Below are 19837 nucleotides of genomic sequence, written 5' to 3' on the forward strand. Positions count from 1 at the left end.
GCGTTTCCTCACGTTCCGGTTCTCTGCCGGTTGAAGGTGTCCACGATGCCGAGGGCGATTTCCAGCGAGTACAGTTCCTTGTCCACGGCGACATTGCGCGGGGTGCCGTTTTGCACGCAGTCCAGAAAATGCTGCAACTCCAGTTTGAGCGGGTTGTCCTTGTGAACGAAAATCCGTTCGATCAGGGACTCCTGCTTGTAGCGGAGGGTGTCCTTGCTCAACTGGTGTTCGGACGAAGACTGGCGGTGTACGTAAATTTCCTGATCGGTGTAATCGAGCAGCACGTAAGATTCCTTCTGCGTCACCGACAGCGTGCGGATTTTATTCTGCGAGGCGCGGCTGGCGATGATGTTGGCCATGCATCCGTTTTCGAACACCATCTGCACGTTCACCAGGTCGTCCCGCCCGGAGAACACGGATGTGCCCATGACGTTGGTGCTGATCACCTTCGATTGCATCAGGTTGAGCACGATGTCGATGTCGTGAATCATGATGTCGAGCACCACACCGTCATCCTTGATGCGCTGGTTGAACGGCCCCGTGCGTTTGCATTCGACGAACACCGGGTCCTGCACCAGTTTGTGCAGTTCCTGGACGGCGCCGTTGAAGCGCTCGACATGACCGATGTGCAGGATGAGGTTTTTTTTCTCGGCGATGTCGAACATTTCGCGTGCGTGGTCGAGGTTGTTGGCGCACGGTTTTTCCAGCAGCACATGAATGCCCGCGTTCAGAAAATCTTTGGTGACCGGGTAGTGCAGGACGGTGGGGACGGCCACGACCACGACATCCACCTTGCCGAACATGTCCTTATAATCGGTGACCGGAGTCAGGCCGAATCGTTGGCTGATTTCCTGGCAACGTTCTTCGTTGACGTCGGAGATGTGTGTCAACTTGAGGTCGCGCATTTCGGCCAGCACGCCGACATGATACAACCCCATTTTCCCAATGCCGACCACGCCGGCTCGCAGTGCTTCCATCAATCGATAAATCCTCGTTTTGAGTTCTTCATAAAATCAATAAGATATCGGATTTCGGGGTGCATTTCAATTTCCGCCTCGATCTTTTCAATCACCTGAGTCGTGTTCCACTCCGGACTGCGGATCAGTTTGATGGCCGTTTTGACGGCGGTGCGCACCTCCGGCTTGATATCGCGCCGCCGGAGACCGACGGCATTGAGGCCGACCAGCCCAGCCGGGTTTCCCGCGACGGTGGTGTAGGGCAGGACGTCCTGGTTGACGCCGGACATGCCGCCCACCATGGCGCAGGTGCCGACGCGCACGTGCTGGTGGATACCGACCTGGCCGGAAATGAAGGCGAAATCCTCCACCACAATGTGCCCGGACAAGCCCGCGTAGTTGACCACCACCACGTGGTTGCCGATGTGGCAGTCGTGCGCGACATGTGCGTACCCCATCAGCATGCAATGGCTGCCGACGGTGGTGGCCTCGTTCTCGATGCCGGAACGGTGGATGGTGACGTATTCGCGGATGACGGTGTTGTCGCCGATGCGGGTGGTCGTCGGCATATCGCGTTTGAAGCCGGTAATCTGCGGCTCACCGCCAATCTGCGCGCCCTGAAAGATGCGGCAGTTTCCGCCAATGGTGGTGCCGGGCTCGATCAACACGTGCGGGCCGATTTCGGTGCCTTCGCCAATGGTCACGTTGGAACCGATGAGGCTGTAATGGCCGACCTGAACGTTGGGGCCGAGTTGGGCTGCGGGATCGATGATGGCAGTATGGGCGATGGTCACTGAATGGGTTCCGTGGTTGAGAGTTGCGGCCGGGGTCGAACGGGCGGCGGGTCAGGGTGCAGTCCGCACACTTGGTACAGATCGATTGTAAACCCTGAGGGCAAACGTTTTCAATCTTTTCCGAGAATGGCTTGGATTTGGCCCTCGGCCACCACCGTGTCCCCGACAAAGGCCTGTCCCTGGAAGCGGAACAGTTCGCCGCGTTGCTTGATCTTGGTCAATTCCATGCGCAGGGTGTCGCCGGGCAGCACGGGTTTGCGGAATTTAACGCCGTCGATGCCGGTGAACAGCACCGAGGCATGGCCTTCTTTTTTGAGGACCCGGAGTGCCAGGATGCAGGCGACCTGAGCCATGGCTTCGATGATCAGGACGCCGGGCATGACCGGGTATTCCGGAAAATGACCGGGGAAAAACGGCTCGTTGTGCGTCACGTTCTTGATGCCGACGATGCGGCTGTCGTCATCGCATTCGATCACCTTGTCCACCAGCAAAAGCGGGTAACGGTGCGGAATGATTTTCTTGATGTCGTTGATGTCGAGCATGGTTTCCTCAAAGAGTGGGCGTGCACGCCGATATTTTTGGAAACCGGCAGCCGGAGCCTCCGCGTGTCATTTATGAACGCGGTTGTAGGTCTCGGTCGCCAGCTGGGTCAAGTCCGCGGACGCATCGCTGTAAAAAACGGTTTTCTGTTCCAGGATCATGGTCAGATTTTTCTGCTTGCCGAGTTTTTGAATGACCCCCATCATTTTTTTCAGGATGCGATTGGTGATCTCCTGCTCCTTGCGGGCGAACTCGTCATTGCGATCCTGCACGTAACGCTCCAGATCCTTTTTTTCCTGAATGAAACGCTCTTCCTTTTTCTTCTTCAGGTTGGGATCGAGAACAAAGCTCTGCTTGTTGATTTCTTCCAGGAGGTTCTGCACGCGTTTTTCCTTGAGCGCGATGCGTTTCTTTTCTTCATCGAAATCCGTTTTGAATTTCTGCAGGGCGTTCTTGAATTCTTGGGTGCCGGAAACCGCCTGCTGCATGTTGATGAAGCCGATTTTCACATCGGCGGCGCGGGCCTGGGTGGTGGAAAACGGGAGCAGAGCCCAAGCCAAACCCAGCACCAGAACCATTTTCCATATGGGTGCGATGTTGTTTCCTGTCCTGTTCATTGAAACCTCTCTTAATGATGCGTCGTTAAAAAGCATTGCCCGCGGAGAAGTGAAATTCGGCGTTGGTGTCGCCGGGCACCGCGTCGAGTTTGATACCGTATGCAAGGGAAATGGGACCGAAGGGACTGAGGAACCGAACGCCGCCGCCCACGCTTTGGCGCATGTTGGCAAGGTCGATGTGCCTTGATGTGGTCGAGGTATCGAACCCATCCCCATACACGTTGCCCCGGTCGTAGAATCCGAAGATTCGAAATTCCTTGGTGACCGGGTATTGCAGTTCCACATTGAGCAGCAGGGCCTGGTCACCGCCGATGGGGTCGCCGTTCCGGTCTTTGGGACCGACCTGGCGGATGGTGAACCCGCGCAGCGAATTGGAACCACCCATGAAGTAACGTTCGAAGATCGGGAGTTCGTCGCTGCCGTAACCCTCCGCAAACTGGACTTCTCCGTGCAGGGCGAGGACCAGTTGGCCGATCAGAGGCTGGTAATACGTGCCTTCGTAACTGGTCTTGTGAAAGTCAGCGCCGCCCAGAAAGCTCCCGGCGAACTCAAATCGTACCACATGCCGGGTGCCCTGTGTAGGGTTTAAAAAGTCATCGCGGGTGTCGCGGATGAAGGTGGGGCCGATGCGGCTGGTGGTGCGTGTGCCGTTTTGCAGGAACGTGGTCTGGCTGGCCGGATCCACATCGGAGATCTGGACGTTCTCGAACCGGTAACCGAATCCCAGCCAGTCGGTTTCCGAAAGGTTTTTACCCAGCCGGATGCCGCCGCCGGTGGAGCGGCTGTCGAAGCTGAAAAAGTTCGACCGGCGGTTGAACAGATCGAGGCCGGCGGAAATATCGCTGTCAAAGATTCGGGGATCGGTGAAATTGAAATTGAAGTTGGTGCGCCGGGCCGAAAGGTCGGTGGACAGGTTCAGGCTGCGTCCGGTGCCGAACAGGTTGTTCTGCGAGATGGAGGCGTTGAAGATGACTTTCTCGACGGAACTGAACCCAGCGCCGAAGGTCACCGCGCCCGTGGGGCGTTCGGTGACGGTGGTGGTGAGATCGACCAGCTCCGGGCTGTCGCCGCGGCGGGTGTCGATCTTCACGCTTTCAAAAAAACCGAGGTTGTTGATGCGCTGCTTGGTGCGCTTGAGTTTCTTGCTGTTGAACAGCTCCCCTTCCTTCAGGCGGTACTCGCGGCGGATGACGTTGTCCTGGGTGCGGGTGTTGCCGTAAATGTCCACCTTGCCGACATACACTTTGCGTCCGGGGTTGACGTTGACTTCGACATCGACGGTTTTGCTTTCTTCGTCGAGCAGTGTCTGCGGCAGGGCGTCGGCGTAGGCGTAGCCTTTTTCGGAATACAGTTCGGATATCTTCAACGCGTCTTCCCGTATTTGCGTGGCGTTGTAGATTTCTCCCTTCTTCGACTGGATGACTGTCAGCAGCTCTTCACGCGAGTAGGTCTCATCGCCTTCGACGGTGATGCCTCCCAGCCGGTACTGCTCGCCTTCGTCGATATGAATATCGACGTAAATTTCCTTGTCCTCGCGGTTGATCTCAAGAGTCGGGTCCTGAATGCGGACCTTGAGGAAACCGTGGTCGTGATAAAAGGACTCCAGCCGCAGGACGTCGATGCGCAGCACGTCCTTTTTGTAGATGCCGGATTCGTCGAACCACGACAGCCAGGTTTCTTCCTTGGTTTCCATGTGATCTTCGAGTTCGCCGTGATCGAAGGCCTTGTTGCCGTGAAACCGGACTTCCTCGATCTTGACCTTCTCGCCTTCCTTGATCTCGATGACCACATTCACCAGCCCGTTTTTGCTGATCTGGTGCTGGATATCGATCTGCACCAGAAAGAAGGCCTTTTCCTTGTAATGCGCGGTGAGCTTGGTGATGCTGTCCTGGATGAGATGCTCGCGGAAGGTGGCGCCACGCTTGAGGGAAATCAAGGGGCGCAGGTCTTCGGTTTTGAGGCTGGTATTGCCTTTGAATTTCACGTCGCCGACCGAGGGGATTTCCTCGACCCTGTAAATGACGGTCACACCGTCGGCCATCGGTTGGGTCTCGACGCGGATGTCGGAAAACTGGCCGAGGCTGTAAATCTGCTCGATGTCCTTGCCGACGAGGGCGCGGGACAGGGGCTCGCCGACTTTCGTCTGAATGTAATACAGGATGGTGGAGGCATCCACCCGCTGATTGCCGCGGATTTCAATGCCGCGGACGATGGGGTCGGCGGCGAGTTGCGCCCAGCCAGGAGCGCACCAGAAAGGGATCAGCAGCAACAGGAGGCACGCAAGCACAAACCGGCAAATCCGTGCCGGTGGACCTGACCGGTGAAGTACAAAAGGGCATGCGTCCAATGTTTTATGGGAATGGGTGGGTTTTCGGGCAAAAAAAAGTATTAAGCTTTACGGCCTAAACAACCATAAAGCTTAATACCTTGTCTAGAAAAATCAATGGTGGACACGCTTTGCGCCGGACTGCGGCGCTCACACCATCACGCGGTGTTGAGCGCCCCGGTCTTTTCGGTGAAGACGAGTTCGTCGTCTCCGAGAGTGACTTCCACCACACCGCCGGATTTGAAGCGGCCCTTGAGCATTTCGTCGGACAGCACGTCTTCCAGATGTTTCTGAATGGCGCGCTTCAACGGCCGGGCGCCGAAGTTGCGGTCATAGCCCTTTTCGGCCAGCCACTTCTTGGCGTCTTCCGACATGTCGATGGTCAGACCCTGCTGGATCAACTGCTCGTTCAACTGTTGCAGTTGGATGTCGAGGATCTGCGTTACGTCTTCCAGTGTCAACGGATGGAACACGACCACGTCGTTCAACCGGTTGAGGAACTCCGGATTGAACGTTTTGCGCAGATCCTGTTTGAGATCCTTTTCCATCTTGTCGAAACTCATGTCCACGTCGTCCTTGTGGAATCCGAGGGACCCCTTGTCCAGCATCTTGGAACTGATGTTGGAAGTCATGATGATGACGGTGTTCTTGAAATCGATGTTGCGACCGTAGCTGTCGGTCAACCGGCCATCGTCCATGATCTGCAACAGCAGGTGGAAGACATCCGGGTTGGCTTTTTCGATCTCGTCGAACAGGACCACGGAGTACGGTTTGCGCCGGACCTTTTCGGTCAACTGCCCGCCTTCTTCGTAACCCACGTAGCCGGGAGGTGCGCCGGTGAGGCGGGAGACGTTGAATTTCTCCATGTACTCGGACATGTCGAGGCGGATGAGCGCATCGCGCTGGCCGAACAGGAACTCGGCCAAAGCACCGGCCAACTCCGTTTTACCGACACCCGTCGGACCGAGGAACAGGAAGGTGCCGATCGGCCGCCGCATGTCCTTGAGTCCGGACCGCGAACGGCGAATGGCCTTGGTGATGGCCTCGACCGCTTCCTTCTGGCCGACGATCTTGTTGCCCAGCTCCTCCGCCATGTTGAGCAGGCGGGTGGATTCCTTCTCTTCGATGCGATTGAGCGGAATGCCCGTCATGCTGGAAACGACGGCGGCGATGTCCTCTTCCGTGATGTTGGGTTCCTGCAACTGATTTTCCTGCTCCCAACTGTTCCGCGCCTGTTCCAGCCGGGTGCGCAGTTCTTCTTCCTTGTCGCGCAGGTCCACGGCTTTTTCGAACTCCTGGTTCTCGATACGCACTTTCTTCTCGCGAACGAGGGTGTCGATTTCCCGCTGGATCTCGCGCATTTCCGGAGACTGCGTGGCCTTGCGGAGACGCACCCGGGAACCGGCTTCGTCGATCACGTCGATCGCCTTGTCGGGCAGGAACCGGTCGTTGATGTACCGGTCCGCAAACCGGACGGCGGTGATGATGGCCTCATCGGTGATCTTGGCCTTGTGGTGCACTTCGTAGGGCACCTTGAGGCCACGGATGATCTCGATGGTTTCCTCCACCGACGGCGGATTGACGATGATCGGCTGGAAGCGGCGTTCCAGCGCGCCGTTCTTTTCGATGTACTTGCGGTACTCCTCGAGGGTGGTGGCGCCCACACACTGGATTTCGCCGCGCGACAACGCGGGCTTCAGCATGTTGGAAGCGTCCACGGAACCTTCCGCGGCGCCGGCGCCGACGAGGGTGTGCAATTCGTCGATGAACAGGATGATGTTGTCGTTTTGCGTGATCTCTTTCATGATTCCCTTCAGCCGGGCTTCAAACTGACCGCGGTACTTGGTACCGGCGATCAGGGATCCCAGATCAAGGGAAACCACGCGCTTGTCGAACAACGAATCCGGAACCTCGCGCTCCACGATCAACTGCGCCAGTCCTTCCACGATGGCGGTCTTGCCGACCCCCGGTTCGCCGATGAGGACGGGGTTGTTCTTGGTGCGGCGGCTCAGAATCTGAATCACCCGCTCGATTTCCTTGGCGCGACCGATGATGGGGTCCAGCTTGCCGGCCAACGCCATCTGCGTCAGGTCGCGGCTGAACTCGTCCAACGTCGGGGTCTTGCCGGCTTCGCGCGAGGATTCGGCGGGTTCTTTGAACATCTCCACCAGCTTTTCCTTCACGTCATCGAAATACATGCCGAAACTGTTCAGCACGCGGCAGGCCACGCCTTCTTTTTCTTTCAACAAACCCAGCAGCAGGTGCTCGGTGCCAATGTAATTGTGGTTCAGGGAACGGGCTTCCTCGACGGCGAATTCCAGGACCTTTTTGGCCCGCGATGTGAACGGAATGTCGCCGATAACGAGAGAATTGGAACTGCGCGGCAGATTCTTTTCCAACTCCTGCTTGATCTGGTTCAGATCGACGCCGGATTTCTGGAGCAGGGCCACGGCAATGCCGCCTCCGTCCTTGATCACGCCTTGAAGAATGTGCTCCGTACCCAGGTACTCATGGCGATACAGCTCAGCTTCCTCACGCGCTAAGATGATGACTCGTCGGGCTCTTTCTGTGAATCGCTTAAACATGATTTTCTTTCCAAAAGAGAATGAAAAACGGGTCTGCTACCAAACCACCCAAAACCTTCCAAACCACAAGGAGTTGCAAGTTTCTGCTAGTGATCCTATTAAGCATTTTAGCAAACCACTACCATAATACAAGGATTATTTTCCGCGCGTGTATTGCTGCAACTTCTTTTTTTACTGGTAATTATGAGATTTTCCGGTAAATAGGGCCGTTTGGGCGCGGCAGCCCCCGCGCTTTATTATTAATGCCCAAAAAGACTCTTTTTGGTTTGCGGTGGCGAATCTCCCAAGGTGCCGGAAGGCCCGCCTGCGCCTTAAAAATACCCCGCATCGGGGTGGAAACACACCACGGCGGCGGTGGTGCTGGGCGGATTGAACTCGTTGGCGTCCGTCAGCGTGATGCCCAGATCCTCACATTCCAGGATCTCGTGGATGCGCTTGTTGTTGATCAGGTCTTCCAGTGCCGGATAACCGGGGCTGTAACGTTCGCCCCCGCGATCCTTGGTGCCGGTGCGCTGCCGCAGCAGGCCGTGAACGTATTCGGCGAAGTCCTCGGCGATACGGTCCCCCAAGCCTTGCAGGTACAGTCCCGATTCCGAGTCATTTTCCGCCTTGAAGGTGTTGATGGCCTTCTCCAGCGTCGATCCGGCGGTGGTGATTTGAAGTCCTACTACATCCATAACATCGGATTCTTTCGGATGGAAGTACTGGGCGACAGAAAATTTGTCGCGCTTGCCGTTTTTTGCCTTCCCGATATTTACGGTCCAGGTGATGCGGCCCAGTTCCCGGCTCAAATCCTCCGGATCGTAAACGATCACCTCGTCGCCTTCGCTCTGCGCCGGCAGCAGCGCAAACCGGGCGCGCGGGATGATCCACTGGTTGGCGTCGGCCTTGTCGATCCACTCCTGCTGCAGGCGTTTGAGGTCTTCCATGGTGACGCCTTTTTTCGACCAGGACGACTGCTTGCCGTATTTCCAGTTCAGCGAGAACAGGCTTTTGGAATCGATCACGTCGGACAGCTTTTTGAGCTTGAACTCCACCTTGTGGATGCCGTAGCCGTTCTTGATGGGCTGGTATTTTTTGAAATCGATCTTGCGCCGGTTCAACGATTTCAGCAGGTTCGCCCGGTCCTCTTCCATGCCCTTGGCTTTTTTGTACTGGTGGATCAGCTTTTCGCGGTTTTCGGACATGAAGGTTTTCAGCAGGTCTTTTTCCTTCTCCACCAGTTTGTTCATGGTGTTGACGCCATCCATGCCGCTTTCGCAGTAGAACACCGAGGACAGGATGCTCTCCATATCGTCCTGCCCGTGCATGGCCACATAGCCCGCATGCCGGTGGTTGACCGGCGCGCCGCCGATGAGAATCGGAATCTCGTAATTCTCCTCTTTCAGCATTTTGGCGACGGTGATCATGTGGTTGGAGGTCTGCACCAGCAGCGCGCTCATGCCGATGGCGTCGGCCTTTTCCTTGCGCGCCGTCTCCACGAAGTTTTCCAGCGGCACCTGCACGCCGAGGTCGATGGTGCGGTAGCCGTAGTTGTCGAGCAGCGTTTTGGCGAGGTCCTTGCCGATGCTGTGCACGTCCTGATAGACGGTGCCCAGCACGACGGTGCCTTTGTAAGCGATGGCGTCTCCCGGCTCGACGCCGCTGGTGTGCCGCATCCAGGCTTCGAGGAAGCCCATGACGCTGCGCATGACGTCGGCGCTTTTCAACAGATGCGGCAGGCTGATCTCGCCGCGGCCGAAACCGTCGCCGAGCTCGCGCATGGTTTTCATCAGGTAATCGCTGATGAAGGTCAGCGGCTCGTGTTTGCCCACCGTCTGAACCGCTTGCAACACGATGCGGTCGTTGTATTCGTGCTGGAACCCCTGCACCTCGACCATGCCTTTTTCCTTGTCCTTATACCCGTCGAAGATTTTCTGGCAGATGCTGTCTTCCAAAGACAGGTCGGCGTAGTTGGACTTCTTCTTGACGGCGCCGGTTTTCTTTTGCTCGGCGATTTCCTCCAGCCGCTCGAAGGCGTCCATGTCGCGTTCCAATACGACTTTGCGTCCCAGTTCCGCGTCTTCCGGCGGCAGGCTCTCCACCGGCACGTAGTGATTGGGGTTGAGGATGGCGCAGTCGAGCCCGCGCTTCCGGCCTTCGTCGAGGAACACGCTGGTCAGCACCTTGCGCATGTACGGTTTCTTCGCCAGACCCGCGGTGAGGTTGCCGACACCGATCGACGTGCGCAGATCGGGATGAATGGCTTTGATGCGCGGCAGGCTGTCCAGCGCTTCCAGCGAAAAGTTCATGCCTTCCTGCGACTCGCTGCCGATGGGATAGGCGTTGATGTCGATCAGAATCTGATCCGGGGTGACGCCGTACTTCTCGCCGCACTGTTTGACGATCTCCGCCGCCAGGTCGTATTTCTCGTCGGCGGTGATGGCCGGACCGGATTCGCCGTTGACCAGCGCGATATAGACCGGGTGATGCTCCGCCGTCACTTTCAGCACGGCATCGAGCTTGGACACGCCGGGGGCGTATTCTTCGAGCGAGATGGAATTGATGATGGGGCGGCCGGGATACGTTTTGAGTCCCGCTTCCAGCGCTTCCACGGCGAACGAGTCGATCACCATCGCGCCCTTGAAATCCGTGGTCATCCTGTGGATGACGTCGGGCAGCACCTTTTCGGTCTCGACGATGTTGGAATCCATGCACACGTCGATGATGTCGATGCCCAGGTCTTCCAACTGTTCGCGCACCACCTCTTCGAGTTCCTCCATGCGCACGCCCTCATCGTTCTCCACGGCTTCGCGCACTTTTTTGCTGCCGCGTGCGTTCAGGCGTTCGCCGAAGCGCACCAGGTTCTCCGAGCCGTCCAGCAGCACCGCTTCCTGCGGGCCGGAGATGTAGGTGCGAGGATCGATTTTACGCTCCAGGGGTTTGGCGTCGCCGACCATTTTGCGCAGGGCGCGGATGTGTTCCGGGTTGGTGCCGCAGCAGCCGCCGACGAGGTTCACGCCATATTCATAGACGAAGGGTTTCATGATCTCGGCCATGGCCTCCGGCTCCAGCTTGTACACGGTTTCGCCGTCCTCCGAGAATGGTTGCCCGGCGTTGGGGATGACGGAGACCGGCAGCGCGCTGAGATGGGTGATGCGTTTCACCGTCGAGACCAGGTCCTCGGGACCGACGTTGCAGTTCATGCCGAACACGGTGACGCCCATGCCCGCCAGCGCCGTGTAGGCGGCGTGGATGTCGGTGTTGAAAATCTGCATCTTGGAAAACCCGTCCACCGTGACCTGGGCGATGATGGGCAGGACCTTGCCTTTGTTCTGAAAGGCGCGCTGCGCGCCGATGACCGATGCCTTGGTCTCCAGAATGTCCTGCTGCGTTTCAAATAAAATGACGTCGGCGCCGCCGTCGATCATGCCTTCCACCTGGATGCGGTTGTTGTCCACGATCATGTCGAAGGTGGCCTTGGCCAGGTTGGCGTCGGTGCTGGAGACGACGTAGTTGGACGGGCCGATGGACCCGGCCACGAACAGCGGCCGGCCGTCGTAGCCCTCAGAGGCCTTGTAGCGTTCGATCGCCTGCCGGGCGATCTTGCAGCCCTCCACGTTCAGGTGGTAAGCGATGGCTTCCAGGTCGCCCTGTTTCAGGTCGAGGCCTTCCGGCACGGCCTGCATGACAGCCTGGTTGATCTTGGCCCAGTCGAACTCTTTCAGGCGCAGGGGCGATGCGCCGAACGTATTGGTTTCGATGAGGTTCGCACCCGCATCGAGGTATTTGAAATGGATATCTTCCAGCCATTCCGGCCGGGAAAAGGTCAACAGGTCGGTCAACATGCGGAACAGCGACCCGCCAAAGGTTTCGTCGGTGACGTCCAGGTTCTGCACCATGGTGCCCATGGCACCGTCCAGCACCAGAACGTGCTCTTTCAAAGCGTCTTCAAACTTCATAAGTTTCCGTAATCAATGGGTTTGCAATATTTTGCGTGGTATGTCGATGTAATCGGTGAAGTCCATACTATATATGATACGCTTGAGCGGAACAAGATGCGGACTCGGTTCAACTCTTTTTCAGAGGGGGCTAACTGATTATGTTTAAACCCGTTACGCGATTCAAAACTTTCGGAATTGTCTGCCTGGGCCTGCTGTGGCTGTCGCTCGAAGGATGCGGCTGGGCCCAGGACCGGGACTACGGGAATCTCCTTAAAAATCAACTGAAATACCCGAAGGACCTGCAAATCACCCTCTTCGCCGAGGCCCCCAAAGCACGCCACATGGCCTTCGACGACGGGGGCGTGATGTTCCTGTCACAGACCAAGGCGGGCAAGGTGGTGGCGCTGCCGGACGCCGACGGCGACGGCACCGCCGACCGGGCGGTCTCTATTATGGAGGGCGGCAACGGACCCCACGGCCTGGCCTTTTTGCAGTTGGACTCGGGGTATTACCTCTATATAGCCGAAGAGCACCGGGTGGTGCGGCTGAAACGCACCGCCAAGCCCTTCACTTTTGGCGAGCCGGAGGTGATCGTTTCCGGCATCCCCACCGGCGGCCACTCGACGCGCACCATCAAGTTTAAGGACGGCAAGCTGTATCTCTCGGTCGGCTCCTCCTGCAACGTGTGCATCGAGGACCACCGCTGGCGCGCTGCCATCATCCGTTTCGACGTCGATGGCAAGAATGAAGAGATTTTCGCGCACGGCCTGCGCAATTCGGTGGGCATCGAGTTCTCGCCGTACTCCGGCGAACTGTGGGGCGTCAACAACGGCCGCGACTGGCTGGGCGACGACCATCCGCGCGAAGAACTCAACATCATCCGCCAGGGCAAACACTACGGCTGGCCCTATTGTTATGAGGACCGCGTGTCCGATCCCGATTTCGGGGCGCGTTACGACTGCGAACGCACCGAGCTTCCGGCCCACACCTTCACCGCCCACATGGCGCCCCTGGGTCTCGAATTTTACCAGGATGGCACGTTGCCCGCGCGCTACCGCAACAGCGTGTTCATCGCCTTTCACGGTTCGTGGAACCGCTCGGTGCCCGCCGGGTATCAGGTGCGGCGTCTGCAACTGGACGCTGAGGGCAACATTCAGTCGGACGAGGTGTTCATCGAGGGTTGGCTGGAAAAAGACGGGTCCAAGGCCGGGCGGCCGGTGGATGCGGCGGTGTCGCCCAAAGGCGATCTCTATATCTCCGACGACTACCTGGGCGTGGTGTACCGCGTCACCGGGAAGTGACAATACAGGCAGCGGCCTGACTTTGCCTCTCGGTTAAGGGGGAGCTTTGCATAACGTATAGATCTTCGCGCGGCTTCTCAGTTTTTCATGGGTGAGTGTCTCACTGGGGGCCAAGATTTTTCCTTTTTCTTCCCCCTCATCCTAACCTTCTCCCGCCAGGGGAGAAGGAACCGGGCTACGCCCGAGGATACGCGCTGAATTTATAATGCGCTGGGAGACCATCGTTCTCCCTGAAACGCATAAGCCCGTTTGCCGCAGGCCACGCCTGCCCCCTCTCCCTTGACGGGAGCACTCACGGATTGACGGGCTGGGGTGAGGGTGACCTTCCACGATGTATCCTTCTGAGCGTTAGCGAAGAATCGATGTTTGGGTTCTTTAGTTCAGTAAAGAAAGGTGGAGACGGAAATCAGGGTTTCGGCGGGTTCTTTTGAGGCGTGGCGGTCGCCGATGCGGGTTTGCCGGACCAGTCGCCGAACAGCATTTCAAACGTGGACGGCACTTCCTTCACGCAGCGGAAGCCGACATCCGGTTTGCGCAGGATGGGGTGCAGGTTTTCGCGGTAGGACACGCGCGATTTGAGCGCCACCACCTTTTGGTATTCCTTCTCCGGGAAATGGCCGACGCCCATGTACGACAGGCCGCGCACCACCACCACATCCTTCGGGAATTTCAGATTGGTGTCGGTGTTGCCGGAATAGGGCAGGTAGTAATCCCAGATCCACTCCCACACGTTGCCGATCATGTCCTCGACGCCGTACGGGCTGGCCCCGTCCGGGTGTTGGCCGATGGGTTGCAGTCCCTGCCCGCGTTTCTTGCGCGGCGAGGTGCTGACGTTGGCCTTGGAAAAATCGAACCGGTTGCCCCAGGGGTAATCGATGACGTTCGGCCCGCGCGCCGCCTTTTCCCATTCCATCTCCGTCGGCAGGCGTTTGCCCGCCCATTCGGCGTAGGCCGCCGCATCGTAAAAATTCACCTGCGTCACCGGATAATGATCGCGGCCTTCGGGGTACTTCGGTCCGTCCCAGCCGGACGGGGTGCGGTGGTCGGTGGCCTGCGTGAAAATGTAATACTCGAGGTTGGTGACTTCGTACTTGTCGATGTAAAACGCGGGCAGGGACAGGCGTTGCTGCGGCGACTCGTCGGCGAACCACGGCTTGTTGAGGCCCAGCGACAGGGCATGGCCTTTCTCGTCCACCTCATCGGTGCCCATGCTGAAATAACCGTCGGGAATCAGCACCATGCCTTCCGGCGCAGGCGGCGTGCAGGCGGTGAGCGCCAGCAGCATCAGGGCGCACAGCCAGAGCGGACTGCGTGGTGCCGGGGATTTTGGGTTGCTGGGTTCCATGAGTTTTTCCGGACCGGGGGATGCTGGTATCTCTTATCAGTTTACTATATCCTTTGATGGAACGCATGAAGGAACGCGCCGGAGACCGGACATGGCAGAGAATCATTCCACACAACTGCAACGGGTGCCGCGGGAAGCCATCGAGACGGAGTCGCTGACTGCGTTCGGCCTCGATCCCGCGCCGCCCGGGTTGACCGAGTCCATCCGCGCCATCGGCATCACCCATCCCCTGGTGCTGGTGCCGCATGCAAACCGATTCCGCATTGTCTGCGGTCACCGCCGCTTTCAGGTGGCGGCTGCGTTGGAACTGCGCACGGTGCCTGCATTTGTGCTGGAGGCGATGACCGACGCCGACCGGCTGATGTGGAACCTGCAGGAAAACCGCGCCCACCGCCAGTACAGCGACATCGAAAAAGGCCGCCTGTTGAACCGCCTGCGCGATGCGGGCATCAAGGAGACGGAACTGGTGACGCTGGCGCTGCCGGTGCTGGGCGACGCCAAACACCGCAAGCGCGCCGTCGATCTGCTGAACGTGCGTGTGTTTACGGAGTCGTTCCAACGCCTCATGCACGCACTCAACATCCCCCTGCGCGTGTTCGCGGTGATGACGAAGTGGGAAGAGGCCGACCGCGTCGCCGCCGAACGCCTGTTCGCCCGGCTGCGTCCCGGCCACAACAAATGGCGCGCCGTGCTGGAAACGGTGGACGAGATCGCCATGCGCGACCGCATCGCCCCCGCCGACGTCCTGCAACACGCGGCCCTCGTTAAAATCCTCGACGACCCGGCGCTGCCCACGAATGAGCAGTACGACGCCATCCAAAAACAATTGCACGCCAGGCGCTACCCGCACCTGTCGGATCTGCAGAGCCGCGTGCGCCGGGCCACCGAGCAATTGCATCTCGATGCCAAAACAAAATTGAAGTTGCCGGAGAATTTCGAGCAGGATCTGGTTAAACTGGAAATGAGGTTTTCTACGGAAGCGGAACTGACCCGCCAGGTGGAAAAGCTGTTCGGGGCCTGCGACGCCGATGCCCTGAAAGACCTGCTGCGGATTCTCAAAGACCCGACCGACTAAAGGAGGGCGCGCCGATGGCAGCGACATCCCCACCCCTTCCCGATTCCCTGCAAGCATTGATCGAGGTGGTCGAAAAGGAAACGCACTGGAGTCCGCAGCGCGCAGCGGCGATTCTGCGCGCCGCCGACCTCGCGCAGATCGACCTCATGCCCTGGGCCTATTTCGATCACCCGGTGAAAGACAGTTACGGCCGGCGGCTGGTGCACGACGGCGGTCATTACGAGATGATGGTGATGTCGTGGAACCCCGGCGACGTCTCCGCCCTGCACGACCACGGCTACGCGCAGTGGGGGGCGGTGCAGGTATTCGGTCCGGCGGAGCACGCGTCGTTCTGGCTGATCAACGGCGAGCTGCACACGCAGTCGCGGACGCGCCTCAAGCCGGGCGAGGTGATGCACGTCGGCCACGAGTGGGTGCACCAGATGGGCAACACCTCGGGCATCCAGTTCCTCACCTTTCATCTGTACGGATGCGTCGGGCGGCGCGGCGGCATCACCGAAAGCGCGCGCATCTTCGATCTCGACGCGGGGCAGGTGCACCTCACCAACAACGGCGTGTTCTTCGCCCTGCCGGATGCGGCCATCACCGCGCGCATCGCCGGGCCGATGCCCGACTTCATGACGCGCCTGCGCCACCAGGTGGAATTGAAACGCCGCCTCGACCGCATGCGCGCCCAGGCGCCCTTGCCGCCGCGGTTGGAAACGCGCGACCAGCGCCTGATCGACGACCTGTTCGACGCGAAGCACTGGCACGCGTTCGAGTCCGACCTCATGCTGCACGTCGATCCCGGCACCGGTTGCATGACCGATCTCGGTTACTGGCAGCGCCTGCGCGGCGAAGTGCAGACCGCCGCGGTATTGCAGGAACGGTTGCGCAAAGAGACCGACCGCGCCGATCCCTTCGACACCTACGCCGAGTTGTACGACGCCGTCGTCGGCGGGCCGTGCCTCGAAACGTTCATGGAAAGCTACCTGGAATTCGCGTTCCGCCAGTATGGACTCGACCACGGCGGCGGACGGTTTCTGTCGCTGGGCTGCGGCACCGGCATCGTGGAAGACCATCTGGTGCGGCGCGGCCGCGTGTCACGCGATTGCATGCATGGCATCGACAAATCGCCGGCCATGGTGAAGGTGGCCGAGCGCCGCATCCACGCGTGGGAAGGCGACCTGCTCGACCTCAAGGAATGCGAATGGGACGTCACCTTCAACGGCCTCAACGTGTTTCAATACCTGTTGCCGCAGGAGATGGAACAGGCCGTGCGCACGGCGGCGCGCATCACCCGCCCCGGCGGGCATTTCGTCGGCGACTTCATCACCCCCGACCACATCCGCGTCTATCCGCACGTCATCCGCTCGAAATGCGGCAAGGTGATTTCATTGCGCCAGCCGGAGCTGATTGAGGACGGCGGGCACCTGTTTCAGCGCAGCGCCATTTTGAATGTCAGCCGTCTGCACGGTACCCTGCAACTCACCGACGAAGGCCGTCACCGGCGCACCCTGCCGCCCCTGGCGCGCGTGCGCGGCTGGTTCGAAGATGCCTTTGGAGGCCGCGTCGATGTGTTCGACGCCGTGACCCTGGACCCCATCGCCCCCAGCGCCGACACCTGCTGGTCCACGCGCTACCTCATCATCGCGCATAAGAAATAACCGGGCCCCCGCCCGGAAGGAACGGGTAATGCCCGCTGGGCGAGCGAGGGTCTGAGGGCCCGTTTCAAATACACCCATTTCCCCTCCTCGTAGAGGAGCCACAGAGGAACACGGATGAACACCGATGAAATTGCGAGCGGGAGATCGGTCGATCCCCCCTTGTAAAGGGGGCCAGGGGGATTCTTCCACTGAAATCCTGAGCGTGAGCGAAGGATCTCGATGCCTGTGCAGTTTCATTCAAATACCATCCTTCACTTCGTTCAGGATGACGATCTGATTTAGGCATTGAAAAGGTGGAGAGGCGAGGCCTTACTCAATGAGCGTTGGCAAAGTTTTGGAGACACGTTAATATAGTTCCACTCCCATAAACCAAGGAGACTCCCAGAAAATGAAACTCCATGTGTTGATCGAACAGGATGAAGACGGCATGTATGTGGCGGAGGTGCCTGCATTGCCGGGATGCCTGTCTCAGGGCACGACGCAGGAAGAAGCCGTCGCCAACATCAAGGAAGCCATCGAAGGCTGGATGGAAGTGATGGAATCCAAGCGCAAGATCGATCCCACCCAAATGATCGAGGTTCTGATTTAAGTGAGTCCTTCTTTGCCTCGTTTTTCCGGTGCTGATGTCGTCAAAAAATTAGAACGAGCGGGTTGGAAGGTGGAACGACAAAAAGGCTCGCATGTCATGATGGTCAAACCGGATTATGAATACACGCTCTCCATTCCCCAGCACAAAGAGATCGGAATCGGGCTCCTAAAGAAACTGCTTCGCCAGGCAAACATTACCTCTGAAGAATTTCGAAATTTGTGAGAAGGTCACACGTTCACCGCGTCCTTGATCTTCTTCGCCAGGGGGGCGGTGACGCCGGGGAGTTGTTGCAGGTCTTCGAGCGAAGCGTGTTTGATGTTCTCCAGGCTGCCGAAGGTTTTCAGCAGCAACAGGTGCCGTTTCTTGCCGATGCCGGGGATGTCCTGCAGCGGCGACTTCAGCGCGTTCTTGCCGCGCAGGCTGCGGTGGTAATCGATGGCGAAGCGGTGCGCCTCGTCGCGCACGCGTTGCAGTAGAAATCGCGATGGCGAGTTCTCTTTGAAGGATACGGAGTCCTTTCGTCCCACCAGGAACACTTCGTCGGTATCGAGATTGGTGCGGAACTTGCCCTTGGCGATGCAGGCGAGATCGATGCGCTCCTCCAGTTCCAGGCTCTGCAACACGCGATAACCGGTGCTGAGGTGACCCTTGCCGCCGTCGATCAGGATGAGGTCGGGCAGCGGCTTGTTTTCGTCGAGCAGGCGCGCGTACCGCCGGGTCATCACTTCCGTCAGCATGGCGTAGTCGTCGATGCCGTCCACCGTCTTGATCTTGAACCGCCGGTACTTGCTTTTTTCCGCTTTCGCGTTGTGGAAATAGACCATCGATCCCACCGCGTGCGTGCCGCCGATGTTGGAGATGTCGAAGCCCTCGATGGTTTTCGGAAAATTTTTGAGCCCGAGCGTCTCGCGCAATTCTTCGAGGCTGCGCGTGGCGACGTCGCCCTTGTCCAGCTCGGCGCGCATGGCGAAGCGCGCGTTCTCTTCCGCCATCTGCACGAGCTGGCGTTTCTTGCCGCGTTGCGGGATTTCGATCTTCACCCGGGCCTGCCGTTTTTCGCTCAACCAGTCCTCGATCAGTTCGCGGTCCTCGAGGTCGTGCGACACCAGAATCTCCGAAGGGAAGAGGGTTTCGTCGGCGTAATATTGTTTGAGGAAGGAGGCCAGGGTTTCGGCGTCGGGTTCTTCTTCCGGATTGTTCATCTTGAACAGTTTTTCGGCGAGCATCTTGCCGTTCCTCACGATCAGCACCTGCACCATCGTGGCTTTGGCTTCGGTGTAACAGGCGACGATGTCCTGGTTCTCCATCGAGGTGGAGATGATGCGTTGCTTGTCGAGCACGGTGTTGACGGCGTCGATCTTGTCGCGGAACACCGCCGCTTCCTCGTAACGCTGACCTTCGGAAGCGTCGGCCATCTTCGCTTTCAGGCTGTCGAGCAGCTCCGAGTTTTTGCCTTTGAGAAACAGGATGACGTCGTTGACGACCCTGGCGTAGTCTTCCGGCGAGACCAGCCCGGCGCAGGGGGCGAGACAGCGTTTCATGTGGTAGTTGAGGCAGGGCCGCCGTTTGGCGTTGCCGTCGAGCTCGTCACTGCTTTGCCGCAGAGGAAAGATTTTGTAGATGAGGCGGATGGTCTCGCGCACTTCGCGCACCATGGTGTAGGGACCGAAATAGGTCGCGCCGTCTTTCTTCACGCGCCGCACCACTTCCAGCCTGGGGTACGTCTCCTGCGTGGTCAGCCGCAGGTAGGGGTAATGCTTGTCGTCCTTCAGCATCACGTTGTAACGCGGCTGGTGTTTTTTGACGAAGTTGCTTTCGAGGATCAGCGCTTCCTGCTCGGTTTTGGTGGTGAGGACCTTGATGTCCGCCACCTTGCGCACGAAGATGCGCGTGCGCGGCGCGTGGTCGCGCGACTCGGTGAAGTACGAACGCACCCGGCTGTAGAGGGACTTGGCCTTCCCGATATAAAGAATTTCTCCGGCTTTATCTTTCATGATATAAATGCCGGGAAGTTTCGGGATGGTTTTCAGAATTTCTTTGATGGAATCATTCGGGGGCAAGGCGACCTTCCTTTGCATGCATGGCGGATCGTTCGATCCAGTTCATTTTAGATTATATCGCACGCGTCCAACCCGCCGCC

At 58.5% G+C, this 19837-nt stretch carries 14 protein-coding genes; 5 read left to right on the forward strand and 9 right to left on the reverse strand.

Annotated features, from left to right (window positions below; translation table 11 throughout):
- Window positions 1-8 precede the first annotated feature (8 nt).
- The 7 genes from QML71_RS01580 to QML71_RS01610 all read right to left on the reverse strand — a co-directional run bounded on the left by QML71_RS01580 (window position 9) and on the right by QML71_RS01610 (window position 11759).
- The gene (locus QML71_RS01580) at window positions 9-980 is read right to left on the reverse strand and encodes a Gfo/Idh/MocA family protein (protein WP_345742308.1); all 972 of its coding nucleotides are present in this window, start codon (window positions 978-980) and stop codon (window positions 9-11) included.
- Complete coding sequence (lpxA, locus tag QML71_RS01585; protein WP_282010145.1) at window positions 977-1750, reverse strand: acyl-ACP--UDP-N-acetylglucosamine O-acyltransferase; 774 nt, start codon at window positions 1748-1750, stop codon at window positions 977-979. The genes QML71_RS01580 and lpxA overlap by 4 nt, the downstream gene beginning before the upstream one ends.
- 110 nt (window positions 1751-1860) lie before the next feature.
- Entirely contained in the window at window positions 1861-2292 is a 432-nt protein-coding gene (gene fabZ, locus QML71_RS01590) for a 3-hydroxyacyl-ACP dehydratase FabZ (RefSeq protein ID WP_282010146.1), read from the reverse strand.
- A 66-nt stretch (window positions 2293-2358) separates the two neighbouring features.
- Entirely contained in the window at window positions 2359-2907 is a 549-nt protein-coding gene (locus tag QML71_RS01595) for an OmpH/Skp family outer membrane protein (RefSeq protein WP_282010147.1), read from the reverse strand.
- A 25-nt stretch (window positions 2908-2932) separates the two neighbouring features.
- On the reverse strand, window positions 2933-5194 hold the full coding sequence (gene bamA, locus QML71_RS01600; protein WP_282010148.1) for an outer membrane protein assembly factor BamA: 2262 nt from the start codon (window positions 5192-5194) through the stop codon (window positions 2933-2935).
- A gap of 197 nt (window positions 5195-5391) precedes the next feature.
- Window positions 5392-7818 carry an ATP-dependent Clp protease ATP-binding subunit gene (locus QML71_RS01605; RefSeq protein WP_282010149.1) on the reverse strand — a complete coding sequence of 809 codons (2427 nt, stop codon included), beginning with the start codon at window positions 7816-7818 and terminating at the stop codon, window positions 5392-5394.
- Window positions 7819-8129: 311 nt separating this feature from the next.
- Entirely contained in the window at window positions 8130-11759 is a 3630-nt protein-coding gene (locus QML71_RS01610) for a homocysteine S-methyltransferase family protein (protein ID WP_282010150.1), read from the reverse strand.
- 140 nt (window positions 11760-11899) lie between these two features.
- Between QML71_RS01610 and QML71_RS01615 the strand changes: the two genes are divergently transcribed.
- On the forward strand, window positions 11900-13042 hold the full coding sequence (locus tag QML71_RS01615) for a PQQ-dependent sugar dehydrogenase (protein ID WP_282010151.1): 1143 nt from the start codon (window positions 11900-11902) through the stop codon (window positions 13040-13042).
- Window positions 13043-13448: 406 nt separating this feature from the next.
- Here the strand turns inward: QML71_RS01615 and QML71_RS01620 are convergent, their stop codons facing one another.
- Window positions 13449-14387 carry a formylglycine-generating enzyme family protein gene (locus tag QML71_RS01620; RefSeq protein ID WP_282010152.1) on the reverse strand — a complete coding sequence of 313 codons (939 nt, stop codon included), beginning with the start codon at window positions 14385-14387 and terminating at the stop codon, window positions 13449-13451.
- Window positions 14388-14478: 91 nt separating this feature from the next.
- Between QML71_RS01620 and QML71_RS01625 the strand changes: the two genes are divergently transcribed.
- The 4 genes from QML71_RS01625 (at window position 14479) to QML71_RS01640 (ending at window position 17919) form a co-directional block, all read left to right on the forward strand.
- Window positions 14479-15462, forward strand: a complete 984-nt coding sequence (locus QML71_RS01625; protein ID WP_282010153.1) for a ParB/RepB/Spo0J family partition protein — start codon at window positions 14479-14481, stop codon at window positions 15460-15462.
- Between the two features lie 14 nt (window positions 15463-15476).
- Window positions 15477-17108: a methyltransferase domain-containing protein gene (locus QML71_RS01630; RefSeq protein ID WP_282010154.1), complete on the forward strand. Its 1632-nt coding sequence runs from the start codon at window positions 15477-15479 to the stop codon at window positions 17106-17108.
- 388 nt (window positions 17109-17496) lie between these two features.
- Window positions 17497-17697, forward strand: coding sequence for a type II toxin-antitoxin system HicB family antitoxin (locus tag QML71_RS01635; RefSeq protein ID WP_282010155.1), 201 nt, complete (start codon window positions 17497-17499; stop codon window positions 17695-17697).
- Window positions 17698-17919 (forward strand): type II toxin-antitoxin system HicA family toxin, encoded by a 222-nt coding sequence (locus tag QML71_RS01640; RefSeq protein ID WP_005006091.1) that lies wholly within the window; start codon window positions 17698-17700, stop codon window positions 17917-17919.
- A 5-nt stretch (window positions 17920-17924) separates the two neighbouring features.
- On the opposite strand, the gene uvrC is transcribed toward QML71_RS01640, so the two are convergent.
- A complete protein-coding gene (gene uvrC / locus QML71_RS01645) occupies window positions 17925-19757 on the reverse strand; it encodes an excinuclease ABC subunit UvrC (protein ID WP_282010156.1) in 1833 nt (610 codons plus the stop codon).
- Window positions 19758-19837 lie beyond the last annotated feature (80 nt).

This window comes from Nitrospina watsonii (genome assembly GCF_946900835.1).
GTDB classification, from domain to species: domain Bacteria; phylum Nitrospinota; class Nitrospinia; order Nitrospinales; family Nitrospinaceae; genus Nitrospina; species Nitrospina watsonii.